Below are 11,802 nucleotides of genomic sequence, written 5' to 3' on the forward strand. Positions count from 1 at the left end.
GCTTTGGCTTCCTGCGCATCGACCCAGGACCGCAACCCTCCAAGACCCCTCAAAACCCCCAGCGTCTGCTCAACATCCAGGCCAGCCACCGCCGTCAAAGCCACCCGACCCATCAACCCCGTCAACCCACCACCAGAGCCCACCCACGCACCAAAACCAGCAACCCCGGAATCAGGAACAGGATCAGGACTAGCCGGGCTCTCCGACGGAGCACCAACCGGATCGTCTACCGGGGTCGTCCACACCGCGTCAACAGCTAACGGACCACCCGGACCATACCCGCCGGAACCGTCCGTAGCAGCCCCCGTGGCCGTGCCCGCGGACGCCCCGGACCCGTCCGTAGCAGTGTCCGCGGGCCCGTTCGTGGAGGCGGGATCCGCGCCAGAATCGGGAAAGAATCCCGACCCGGTAGAAGAAGCCCTACTGCTTTTCATACCCCCATACCATCACCCGCCACCGACATTATTAGGCCCGGAAGGAGACCCCCACCAAAACAATTTCAACAATTTTTTAGGACCCGATCAAGACCGAAAGAGGTGGCACTCAAAGCCACCCGCCGAACGGTCAGATCCGGCTACCTAACAGCCCGCCAACCCGCCATAGCTCACGGTTGGGCGGTGGGAGGAGGGAAGCGCAAGAAGGACAGGCCGGAAGGCAACCTTCGCCCCAATCGGTGAATCTACCCGGAGGGGCTTTCAAGTCGCAGGTTTGCCCCGACTCATGGCAAACTGGATAACCGCGCTTCGTGACGGAAATATGTCAGTTCCTGAAGCGCAGTCCGCCCTGGTGTAATGGCAGCACCCCAGCCTTTGGAGCTGTGGAGTATAGGTTCGAATCCTATGGGCGGAACTGTCGGGCACTAGTGCCGCAGGTAGTATTGCCGGTGTGAGCCTGTACTTTTCCGGTTGACAGCGAAACTACAGGCAGGAGTGTCTCCTCGATGGGTCCGCAGACCTCAAACACGAACCACCACACGTCAGACTCAGAGGTAGGGGTCCTACGTCCGGCAGCCGTCATCGTGCTCGCGGCAGGAGCCGGAACCCGGATGAAATCCCGGACCCCGAAGATCCTTCACACCCTCGGCGGCAGATCAATGGTGGGCCATGCCATGGCCGCAGCCCGCGGGGTGGTTCCCGAGGCAATGGCAGTAGTGGTCCGGCACGAACGCGATCTCGTCGCCAGCCACATCGCCAGCCTCGACCATCAGGCGATCATCGTGGACCAGGACGACGTGCCAGGCACCGGACGTGCAGTCCAGGTGGCGCTCGAAGCGTTAGACCAGGCAGCGCAGGCCCCCCTCGACGGTACGATCGTGGTTACCTACGGCGACGTGCCGCTGCTGACCGCTGACACACTGGCCGATCTCGTCGAGGCACACACCACCCAAGACAACGCGGTGACCGTTCTGACCGCCATCCTTGAGGACGCGACTGGCTACGGCCGGATACTGCGGGCCGACGACGGCACCGTCACCGGCATCGTCGAACACAAGGATGCCTCGGACGCCCAGCGGTCCATCAACGAAATCAACTCGGGTATCTACGCCTTCGACGCGGCATCCCTGCGCAGCGCACTCACCTCAGTCACCGCAGGCAACTCCCAGGGCGAAATGTATCTGACCGACGTCCTCGGCATCGCCTCAGACGAGGGTGGTCGGGTGGCCGCCGTCGTCTCCGCTGACCCCTGGCAGGTTGAGGGAGCCAACGATCGGGTGCAGCTTGCAGCCCTCGGTGCTGAACTCAACCGCCGCACCCTGGCCCGCTGGATGCGCGCCGGAGTCTCAATCGTGGATCCCGGCAGCACCTGGATCGATACCTTGGTTGAGCTGGCGGAGGATGTCACGCTCCTGCCCGGCACACAGCTTCACGGCGCCTGCGAGATAGCGCGCGACGCCGTCATCGGGCCTGACACCACCCTCACCGATGTGGTGGTGGGGGAGGGAGCCAGGGTGCTCCGAACCCACGGCGCTGGCGCACGGATCGCTGCCCGCGCCACCGTAGGCCCCTTCACATACCTGCGCCCGGGTACGGTGCTGGGCGAAGGTGGCAAGATCGGCGCGTTCTACGAGACGAAAAACGTCACCATCGGTCGCAGGTCAAAGCTGTCGCACCTCGGGTATGCGGGGGACACCGAGATCGGCGAGGACACGAATATCGGCTGCGGCAACATCACCGCCAATTACGACGGCGTCAACAAACACCGGACCATCATCGGCAGCAACGTCCGCACCGGTTCCAATACCGTCTTCGTCGCCCCTGTGACTGTCGGCGATGGTGCCTACACCGGTGCGGGCGCCATTGTGCGTGACGATGTTCCGCCGGGAGCACTGGCCGTCAACGTCGCACCACAACGCACAGCCGAGGGTTGGGTGCAGGCCAAACGCCCCGGCAGTTCCGCGGCCCAGGCGGCAGCCGCAGCCCAGGAATTGGCTGCTGAAAAACTTGCCACCGGAGAATCCTCCAGCAGCATCACCAGCACTGACGAAAGCGACCGTTCATGAGCGAGATCACCGCACGCGGCGAAAAGAAATTGGTCCTGGCTTCAGGGCGGGCACACCCCGAGCTGGCGGAGGAAATCGCCGCGGCGCTCGGCACTGAACTATTGCCGATCTCGGCCTATGATTTTGCGAACGGCGAGATTTACGTCCGATCCGGCGAGAGCGTGCGCGGCACCGACGTGTTCGTCATCCAGGCACATCCGGCGCCGCTGAATAACTGGCTGATGGAACAGCTCATCATGATCGATTCCCTGAAACGGGCGTCGGCCAAGCGGATCACTGTGGTCTCCCCGTTCTATCCCTATGCCCGACAGGACAAAAAGGGCCGGGGCCGCGAACCGATTTCCGCGCGCCTGGTCGCCGACCTGTACAAGACGGCCGGCGCCAACCGGCTCATGTCCGTTGACCTGCACACTTCGCAGATCCAGGGTTTCTTCGATGGGCCTGTAGACCATCTGATGGCTATCCCGCTGCTGGCCGACTACATTCGTACCCGGGTCGACGCCGACAACGTCACCGTGGTGTCCCCGGATACCGGCAGGGTCAGGGTAGCCGAGCAGTGGGCCGAGCGGCTTGGCGGATCACCGCTCGCTTTCGTTCACAAGAGCCGTGACCTTACAGTTCCCAACCAGGCGGTTTCCAAGCAGGTGGTCGGTCAGGTCGAGGGACGGACCTGCGTGCTGATCGATGACATGATCGACACCGGCGGAACCATTTCAGGGGCGGTTCAGGTGCTGAAGAATGCGGGCGCCAAGGACGTAATCATCGCTGCCACGCACGCGGTGTTCTCCGATCCGGCAGCCCGCCGACTCTCCGAATCCGGTGCCCGGGAGGTAGTGGTCACCAACACCCTGCCCATCCCGTCCGAAAAACGGTTCCCGCAGCTCACCGTGCTCTCCATCGCACCGTTGATTGCGCGGGCAATCCGTGAAGTTTTCGACGACGGATCGGTCACCAGCCTGTTCGACGGCAACGCCTAGGGGCGACTGATCGAAGGCGTCGGGCAGGCCGTCACGGCCGCCCGATGCCCTGATAGTTCCACCCCGCTGCGCGCCACTGGGCGGGATCCAGCACGTTGCGGCCGTCAAGGATGTTCTTGCTCGCAACCCGCGGAGCCAGCTCCGCCGGGTCGAGGGAACGGTACTGGTCCCATTCGGTGAGGACCAGCACTGCGTTGGCATTGGCGACGGCGGCGTCGAAGTCGGGTTCATAGGTCAATTCGGGGAATCGACCCCGCGCATTGCCTAGCGCCTCGGGATCGGTCACCGTCACGTCGGCGCCCTGAAGCTGAAGCTGCGCGGCGATGCTCAGCGCCGGGGAGTCTCTGACGTCGTCGCTATTTGGTTTGAACGCCACCCCCAACACGGTTATCCGCTTTCCGAGGAGGGACCCGCCGACGAGTTGGCGGGTCAGCTCAACCACCCGAATCCGGCGTCGGAGGTTGATATCGTCCACCTCGCGAAGGAACGTCAGCGCCTGGTCGGCCCCCAGTTCGCCGGCCCGGGCCATGAAGGCACGAATGTCCTTGGGCAGACAACCGCCGCCGAAGCCAATACCCGCGTTGAGGAACTTTCGGCCGATCCGATCATCCATCCCGATAGCGTCGGCCAGCAACGTGACGTCGGCGCCTGCGGCGTCGCACACCTCCGCCATCGCGTTGATGAAGGAAATTTTCGTGGCGAGGAACGAGTTTGCCGCCGATTTAACCAGCTCGGCGGTGGCATAGTCGGCGACCAGCCGCCGGGTGCCCAATCCGATCGGCCCCGCATACACGTCATCGAGCATTGCGGTTGCCAGCTCACCGACCTCGCCAGCTGGCACCCCGTACACCAGCCGGTCAGGGCTCAGCGTGTCCTTGACGGCGAAGCCCTCCCTGAGGAACTCGGGGTTCCACGCGAGACTTGCCTCGGGGAACCGCTCAGCCAGGTCATCGGCGAGCCGCGCAGCGGTGCCCACCGGAACGGTCGACTTGCCGACGATCAGATTCCCCGCCTCCAGCGAATCCACTAGAGACGCAAACGCGGCGTCGACGTACCGCAGGTCAGCCGCGTACTCGCCCTTGCGCTGCGGGGTCCCCACACAGAGGAAGTGGACCTGCGCTCCACGAGCGTCAACGATGTCAGAGCTGAATTTGAGCCGACCCGTCTGCAGCACCTCATCCAGGAGTTCAGGGAGGCCGGGTTCGAAGAAGTGCGACCGTCCGGCCTGCAACTCGGCAATTTTCCGCTGATCAACATCGATGGCGACGACGTCGTGTCCCAATTTCGCCATGCACGCCGCGTGGACGGCGCCAAGGTAGCCGCAACCGATAACTGAAATTCGCATGTAGATCCTTTGTAGGGTCGGCCTGGGATCCCATGAAGAATCCGACGGGCTCTATCAGCTTTCAACGGTATGCCTCACACATTAGAGGATGATGAGGGATTCTTGGCCAGTTCCTCACCTGCCATTCCCAGGGAGTGTCGATGCCTCTGCTGAACGTGCTGTAACATTGACTGCGATGCCTAGGCGAGGGAGCATTCCGGTAAGACCCGGGAATTGTTCCGTGATCGACGGTGGCTAGTGACTGAAGTCCGATACATAATGTGTCGACGATGACCTGTTCCTAGACAGATGCCGATCGTGACCCAAGCAACGATCCATTCACCGTCACTACAGGAGAATCCATGTCTGACCTCACACTCCCAGCAGAAGTTCGCACCGAATTCGGTAAGGGTGCGGCACGCCGCGCGCGCCGTGAGAACAAAATTCCCGCCGTCATTTACGGCCACGGCGCCGACCCCATCCACGTACTGCTCCCGTCCAAGGCCACCACGCTGGCCCTGAGGACTTCCAACGCGCTGCTGACCCTCGACGTCGACGGTGAGAAGCACCTGGCCCTCGCCAAGTACGTGGTCCGCAACCCGCTGAAGCGCATTGTCGAGCACCTTGACCTCCTGACAGTTCGTAGCGGCGAGAAGGTTGTCGTTGACGTCTTCATCCACGTCGAAGGCGAACTGGCACCCGGCGCCGTCATGAACCTCGAACACAACTCGGTTCAGGTTGAAGCAGAAGCTACCCACCTGCCTGATTCCCTGACCGTCAACGTTGAGGGACGCACCGTCGGCGAGCACATCCACGCCTCCGACATCGAGCTGCCCAAGGGCGTCACCCTGCTGATCGAAGACGACACCCTGATCGTCAACATCAGCGAGCCGACCGTCCAGGACCTGGGCGAGGATGACGAAGAAACCGTTGCAGAAGGCGATGTTGTAGCAGCCTCCGGCGAGAAGTCAGAAGAAGGCGAGTAGCCACCTATCCGGCGCACTGGTGGCGACTGATACCTGGTTGGTAGTCGGGCTCGGGAATCCCGGGCCCGACTACAGCCATAACCGGCACAATGTCGGCCAGATGGTCCTCGACCTGCTTGGCGCCAGGCTGGGCGGGAAATTCAAAAGCCACAAGGCCCACGCCGCCGTCCTCGAAGGCCGGCTCGGTCTGGGCGGGCCCCGGCTCGTCCTGGCCAAACCCCTCACGTTCATGAACCTCTCGGGCGGCCCGGTCAGTGCGCTGAGCCGTTTCTACGACATTCCCGCCGAACGCGTCATTGCCGTCCACGACGAAATAGATATCGATTTCAACACTGTCAAGCTTAAATGTGGTGGTGGTGAGGGAGGCCATAACGGTCTCCGGGACATGAGTAAAGCGCTCGGCACCAAGGACTACCTGCGGGTCAGGGTGGGTGTGGGACGTCCACCCGGGCGACAGGACGCTGCAGAACACGTCCTCCGGGACTTCGGCACCGTCGAAAAGAAGGAGCTCGCCTTCCTCCTCGAAGACGCAGCCGATGCTGTCGAATCTCTTATTATCGAGGGACTTGTCAGCGCTCAGCAGAAATTCCACTCTGCGGGCAAATAGCGTATAGATTAGATTCACGAATTCCGGTCAGGGCACCTCAAGGCCCGGAGCGGATCAGGCCAATATGGCCCCAAATGCGGGGGCCGACGTTGGGCGGCCTCTGAGACTGGGCCACCCCCATCCCAACGTCGGTCCCTTTTTTGCGCCGATCCCCCGGGGCACCCTCGCCCCGTGCCACCCTCGCCCCCGACGTCGGTCCCGCGAGCCAGTACCGCGAGTACCCACACTTGCGGATTCGAGTAGTCGCCGCGTGTTGAGCCGGGGAAATTCAAGTAGCCGCTACTCATGTGCGGCCGCCGGCCCGGGCCTAGCGTGTGCAGTACTTCACCACGCTGGGAATGCGAAGAAATAGGTCTCCTAATGAACTCCGACGTCAGTACGCACGCCTGCCACCCCGCCCCTGCCATGCCATCCGTCAGGGTGCCAGGAGAGACGGCAGGGCTCAGAAGACCCGTCTCCCCCGTGCTGACGGTCCGTGATCGACTCGCCGACTCGGTGGGGGATCTGCTGACCGCCGGGTCAGGCCCGCAGGGTGTCATCCTCACCGGTGAAGCAGGAAGTGGAAAAACGACCATGCTGCGGTCAGTCGTTGATCGGCTGCGGACCGCCGCTCACCTGATCCACCTTCGCGGCTCAACAATCGGCTCCCACCAGCCCTACAGTGCGCTCAAGGGTCATTTAGCCGACCTGTCACAGGAGGCCATGAGTCACCCCGCCCGCGTGATCAACGGCTTGGCCCGAGTGCTGGAAGATCAGGCGCACGGCCTACCGGTGATCGTGATAGTCGATGACGTTCACCTCCTGGACGAAAACTCCACGACAGTATTGGGCCAGATGGTGCAGTCGCGGACCATCAGACTGGCTGCAGCGTGCAGTGAAATCTCGGGTGCACCCGAGTACTTCAAGAGGCTGCACCGGGAGGAAGCGTTAACTCAGGTTGAGCTGCTTCCCTTAGGCCAGCGGGACGTCGCGGACTACCTCGGGACGGCATTGGGACAACCTGCCTCGCGTGCGTCGTCGCTCGCGCTCCACCGCCACAGCGGAGGGAACATCCGGCTCCTTAGCGCGATATTCGATGATTACTTGGTCTCGGGTGCTCTGCGGTGCGTGGGCGGCGTGGGGATTCTCACCACCACGGAGGTGGAATTGGGGTCACGCTCAGCCCGTCTCATGACTGAACGAATCGCGGCGCTCCTGCCACCGCAGCGCACCCTGCTCAACCGTCTTGCGGAAACCGGCCCCAGCCCCCTGGGGAGCATCCCGACGGGTAGCCTTGGGGTTCTTGATGAGCTGTTGGAACTGGGGATCCTGTCCATTGCCAGGGATCGGTGGGCGACCATTTCGGTGACAAGCTCATTGCTCAGCGATCTGCTCCGCGGTTGCGCCAGCCAGGTCCAGCTGTGGGGGTCGGACGGGTTGACGTCCGGGACAGCAATCAGGGAGTCCGCGTCATCCGGTCCTGATCCACAAAGGCTCGCCGCGGAGGGTTTCCTCAAACATGCGATCGACGCGGGCTCCAACGGCCGGTATAGCCAGGTCATCGGCGACTTGCAGGCGCCCCAGTTCGATCCTGATGCTCTCGACCCGGAGCAACGCCGCCGAGCAGCAGTGCTGGTGTGCGAGGCACTGGCGTTCACCGGACGGGTGGACGATGCGAAGGAGGCCGCACTGGCTTTGCAACCCCGGTTCGACGTCGGGACCCCGCCGTCGTCCCGGGTTGCCGTGAGCCTGGCAGCACTTGAAGCGGCTGCAGGGAATCTGTTCGCCATGCTGGACGTTTCAGCGTTGCACCTTGGCGGGGGCGCTGGAACCTATGAGGAGCTTGCCGAGGGGTTGATTTACGCGGCAGGGGGGCGCCACATGGAAGCGGAGGGCTCATTGCTTCCAGCCTTGCGCCAGCTTCAGATCCACGATCCTGCGGGCGCCGCACCGCTGGCCGCCGCGGCCCTGGCATGGATCAGCTCCGCTGACGACCCAGAGCGGGCCGAACACTACTTATCACTAGCCGCAGTCGTCTCGCCCGTAGCGTCGTGGACCGTGCAACGTCTAACCAGGCATTTTGTTGCCCTTGCGTTGCGGGGGACGGTGTCGGATGACCGGGCGGCGCTCGAATTCCGGGGCCTGGGCCGTGAGGACGAGGCACTGGGTAACAGTACCTGGCAATTGATTGCACTGTGCAGTGCGATGAGGCTGGGAGATCATGGGGTTGCGCCGAGCGTCCTGGTGCTGAGCGCAACCTGTCAGGGCCGCTATGCGTCGCTCTGCCAGCTGTATGCGAAAGGCATCGATTCCGAAGACGCCGAACTGGTGTTGCAGGCAATGGACGCGGCGCTGGGCCTGGGTGACCTGCTATTCGCCCGCGATGCGGCGGCGTCAGCAGTTCAGCTTGCTACCCAGGGGGAGGAGCCGGCCACTCAGGCGTATGTTGCTGAACGAGTCCGCAGGATTATCGGTCCACCCGGCACAGTGGTCGGCGCACGCCGGCAACTGGCATCCCTGACGACTCGGGAGACCGAAGTAATGCAGGCAATAGTTGACGGCAGTACCAATCGGGAGGTGGCGCAGGCTTTGGGGGTCAGCGTCCGCACCGTCGAGGGCCACCTGCACCGGGTGTACGCGAAACTTCATGTCCGGACGAAGGCGGAATTGTTGGCCAAGACGGCCCTGGGGGCGACGGTCACCCGATGAGCATCCACAACGGGGTTGTCGGGCTTGTTGGCCGCACAGCCGACATCCACGCAATCGCGGCCGGCGTCCTTGACCCGGCGATCGGCGGGGTTCTGGTGTGCGGCGCACGCGGCGTCGGAAAGTCCGCTGTGGTGGACGGCGTTCTCCGTCAATTGCAGGGTCGGGTGGTGCCCGTCACCATCCACGCCGATGCATCGCTTGAGGAAGTTCCCTACGGAGCGCTGGGACCGGTCTTCAGGGAAGACTTTCCCTCGAACCTCGACTCCCCGCTGTCGGTGCTCCGCACCGTGAGATCAGCCCTAGGCTCGATGGCCGCCGATGTGTCACTTCCAGTACTCGTTGTCTTGCGGGATGCCCATCATCTAGATCAGGACAGCAGCCAACTCTTCGGGCAACTGGTCCTTGCCGGTGAAATCCGGCTCCTGGTCCTGTCGGTGGATTCGGGAAACAAGCCCGACGAGTTGAATGCTCTATGTGGGGACGGGCTGCTCGCGCGGTTCGAACTCACCCCCCTGACCCGTGACCAGACCGGCGAGTTGTGCCGGCAGGACCTCGGTGGCATCCCCAGTTCCGGCTGCGTCAACTTTGTCTCCGACTGGTCGCGGGGCAACCCGCACCCTGCCCGGGCGCTGATCGCGCACCTCCGCGGCTCGGGAGCGCTGGTCGAGCAGAACGGCGTGTGGTTGATGGCCGGCGCCCCAGACTCCGCTGGTGACGTACTCGTAAGCCAGGTGAAGCCGATCCTTCTGAGCTGTAGCCCAGCTGGGCGCAGCGCTGTTGAAATTGTTGCGATGTTGGGCTGCCTGCCGATGGGGGCCGCACGGCTTCTCGTGGATGCAGGCGGCCTGGAAGAGGCACTGCAGGCCCAGATCCTTTCCTACTCGCGACACCACGGTAGCGATAGAAGCTGCCTGACCATCGAACCGGAGGTATATGGCGAAGCGGTCAAGGACCTTGTGCCACCCGGGAGGCGTGCCGAAATCCTGACGTTGCTTCGGCGATCACCAGTGGGATGCGAACTACTCCGTGATGCAGGGGTCAGCAACCGCGTGGCGTGGGAACTGAGCCTCGGCTACCCCATCGCTGACCCCGATTTGGTGGAGGCCGCGCAGCGAGCCAACGACGGCTATTCACCCCAGCTGGCACGGCAGCTCGCTGCCGCGGTGACGTCCCGAAAATTCACGACGGCGGCACAGGTGGAAGCAGCGCGCAGCCTCCTTGGTCTGGCGGACATCGAAGCTGCGGCCGCCGAGATGTGGGGAGTGATGGACGCGGCAGGCGACCTTCAGACCCTGTCGTCGGCAGCGGTGACCGAGGCGAGAATATCGTTGCAGCGTGGCCGGGGGCCCGACGGTTTGATGGAAATCGCGGACCGGTGGGATACGAATGCCCGAGGGCTGTCGCAGGACCACGCCAAACACGGCTCGCAGGGTGCGGCGATCCTGAACTGTGCGGCGCTGAGTCTGGCCGGCGACTACGGTGCGGCCATAGAGGGCCTCAGGCGGGTCCTCCGAGCGGGTCACCCAGAGTCGCCGGAGACCATGGTTGCCCAGCTGGTCCTCGGGGAGGCGCTCGGCGCAATTGGGCACACTGCCGACGCGAATGAGTTAACCCAGCGAGCGGTGGGGGAGACTGCACCGGGTGGGATCCTCGCTGGGCACTACCGCGCGGTAACCGTTCGGCGGGGGGTCCTGCTGGTGCAGACCCGGGATGAGGCAGGGTTTGCCGAGCTTCTGCAGTGGCATGAGCTGCATGCGCCGCGCCAACTTCGCTTCTTTGGCGGCGAAATGACGAGCCTTGAAGGAGTGATGGACATTCGATGCGGAAAAATCACGCGCGGGGTCGGTCTTTTGATCGCTGGCATTGAGGAATTGCGACGGAGCGACCCCGAGTTCCTCTTGCCCCTGGCTTTGGGAGCCGCTGCGTTCGCCCATCGGCTGGTTGGAAACCCGGAGCGGGCCGCCACCTACGCGGCAGAGTACAGCAGGCTACAGTACCGGGGCTCTTTGCCGCAGAATCTGGTCTCCGATGCCTATGTTGCAGCTGCACAGACCTGGCCGGAGTCGAGCCCGGACCACGGGGCTGCGGTTCTGGCGCAGGCGGATACAGCACGGGCCTTCGGCCTGGTCCATGCCGAAGCGGATATTCTTGAGCTTCTCTTTCTGCTGAAGTACCCCCTCACGGTTGAACGGTTCGACGATCTGGCGGAAAGGATGGGCGCCGCCTCACCGGATGTTGTGCAGGTCATGGCGGAAGCCACAGCTACACACGATCCGGCCCTGCTCATGGCGGCGGGTGCTCGCGCGCTGAAGGCCGGACGGCACCTGCTGGGGGCTGAATGTCTGGCCCGGGCCGCTGCCAGTTTTGGCGCCCAGGGAGAAGCGCGGGCGCAGCGAGCCGTCCTGCAGCAGGTCCGGGATCTGCGCCCCACCCTGGGGGTGATCCGCACCGGAGCCCTCAGCGGTGAGGCAATGGCGCGCGTGATCCTGACCGATCGTGAGCTGGAAATCGCCAGGCTCGCCGCGCAAGGTGCTGCTTCCGGCCAAATCGCCACCAGGCTGACCGTGTCCCGCAGAACCGTCGAAGGTCACCTCTACCGGATCTACCTCAAGCTAGGAATCAGTAGCCGTGAGGAACTTCCCCGGAGGATGTCAGCGGCTGGAGTTTCACAATGACGGCAGCGCGTAAACCCGTAGCGCGGGTTAAGTAAGTGGCAGCGA

Annotated in this window: 7 protein-coding genes and 1 tRNA gene; 7 read left to right on the forward strand and 1 reads right to left on the reverse strand. The window is 63.6% G+C overall.

Annotated elements, in window-relative coordinates:
• The first annotated feature begins 777 nt into the window (after nucleotides 1-777).
• The 3 genes from ACX80A_RS09130 (at nucleotide 778) to ACX80A_RS09140 (ending at nucleotide 3,477) form a co-directional block, all read left to right on the forward strand.
• Nucleotides 778-849 (forward strand) — tRNA-Gln (locus ACX80A_RS09130).
• 91 nt (nucleotides 850-940) lie between these two features.
• Entirely contained in the window at nucleotides 941-2,500 is a 1,560-nt protein-coding gene (glmU, locus tag ACX80A_RS09135; protein ID WP_459259390.1) for a bifunctional UDP-N-acetylglucosamine diphosphorylase/glucosamine-1-phosphate N-acetyltransferase GlmU, read from the forward strand.
• Nucleotides 2,497-3,477: a ribose-phosphate diphosphokinase gene (locus tag ACX80A_RS09140; RefSeq protein WP_019483222.1), complete on the forward strand. Its 981-nt coding sequence runs from the start codon at nucleotides 2,497-2,499 to the stop codon at nucleotides 3,475-3,477. Before glmU ends, ACX80A_RS09140 begins: the two co-directional genes overlap by 4 nt.
• A gap of 31 nt (nucleotides 3,478-3,508) precedes the next feature.
• On the opposite strand, the gene ACX80A_RS09145 is transcribed toward ACX80A_RS09140, so the two are convergent.
• A complete protein-coding gene (locus tag ACX80A_RS09145; protein WP_459259391.1) occupies nucleotides 3,509-4,822 on the reverse strand; it encodes a UDP-glucose dehydrogenase family protein in 1,314 nt (437 codons plus the stop codon).
• Between the two features lie 341 nt (nucleotides 4,823-5,163).
• Here ACX80A_RS09145 and ACX80A_RS09150 point away from each other — a divergent pair, with 341 nt between their 5' ends.
• From ACX80A_RS09150 to ACX80A_RS09165, 4 genes are all read left to right on the forward strand, one after another.
• Nucleotides 5,164-5,787, forward strand: a complete 624-nt coding sequence (locus tag ACX80A_RS09150) for a 50S ribosomal protein L25/general stress protein Ctc (protein ID WP_459259392.1) — start codon at nucleotides 5,164-5,166, stop codon at nucleotides 5,785-5,787.
• A 19-nt stretch (nucleotides 5,788-5,806) separates the two neighbouring features.
• The gene (gene pth / locus ACX80A_RS09155) at nucleotides 5,807-6,394 is read left to right on the forward strand and encodes an aminoacyl-tRNA hydrolase (RefSeq protein ID WP_459259393.1); all 588 of its coding nucleotides are present in this window, start codon (nucleotides 5,807-5,809) and stop codon (nucleotides 6,392-6,394) included.
• Between the two features lie 360 nt (nucleotides 6,395-6,754).
• Entirely contained in the window at nucleotides 6,755-9,082 is a 2,328-nt protein-coding gene (locus ACX80A_RS09160) for a LuxR C-terminal-related transcriptional regulator (RefSeq protein WP_459259394.1), read from the forward strand.
• Entirely contained in the window at nucleotides 9,079-11,757 is a 2,679-nt protein-coding gene (locus ACX80A_RS09165) for a helix-turn-helix transcriptional regulator (RefSeq protein WP_459259395.1), read from the forward strand. The genes ACX80A_RS09160 and ACX80A_RS09165 overlap by 4 nt, the downstream gene beginning before the upstream one ends.
• Nucleotides 11,758-11,802: the final 45 nt, after the last annotated feature.

This window comes from Arthrobacter sp. TMN-50 (assembly GCF_054511125.1).

Bases quoted from the DNA above. Each gene is read 5' to 3' on its own strand.
- glmU (WP_459259390.1), top strand. From the start codon at position 941: ATGGGTCCGCAGACCTCAAACACGAACCACCACACGTCAGACTCAGAG.
- ACX80A_RS09140 (WP_019483222.1), top strand. From the start codon at position 2,497: ATGAGCGAGATCACCGCACGCGGCGAAAAGAAATTGGTCCTGGCTTCA.
- ACX80A_RS09145 (WP_459259391.1), bottom strand. From the start codon at position 4,822: ATGCGAATTTCAGTTATCGGTTGCGGCTACCTTGGCGCCGTCCACGCG.
- ACX80A_RS09150 (WP_459259392.1), top strand. From the start codon at position 5,164: ATGTCTGACCTCACACTCCCAGCAGAAGTTCGCACCGAATTCGGTAAG.
- ACX80A_RS09160 (WP_459259394.1), top strand. From the start codon at position 6,755: ATGAACTCCGACGTCAGTACGCACGCCTGCCACCCCGCCCCTGCCATG.
- ACX80A_RS09165 (WP_459259395.1), top strand. From the start codon at position 9,079: ATGAGCATCCACAACGGGGTTGTCGGGCTTGTTGGCCGCACAGCCGAC.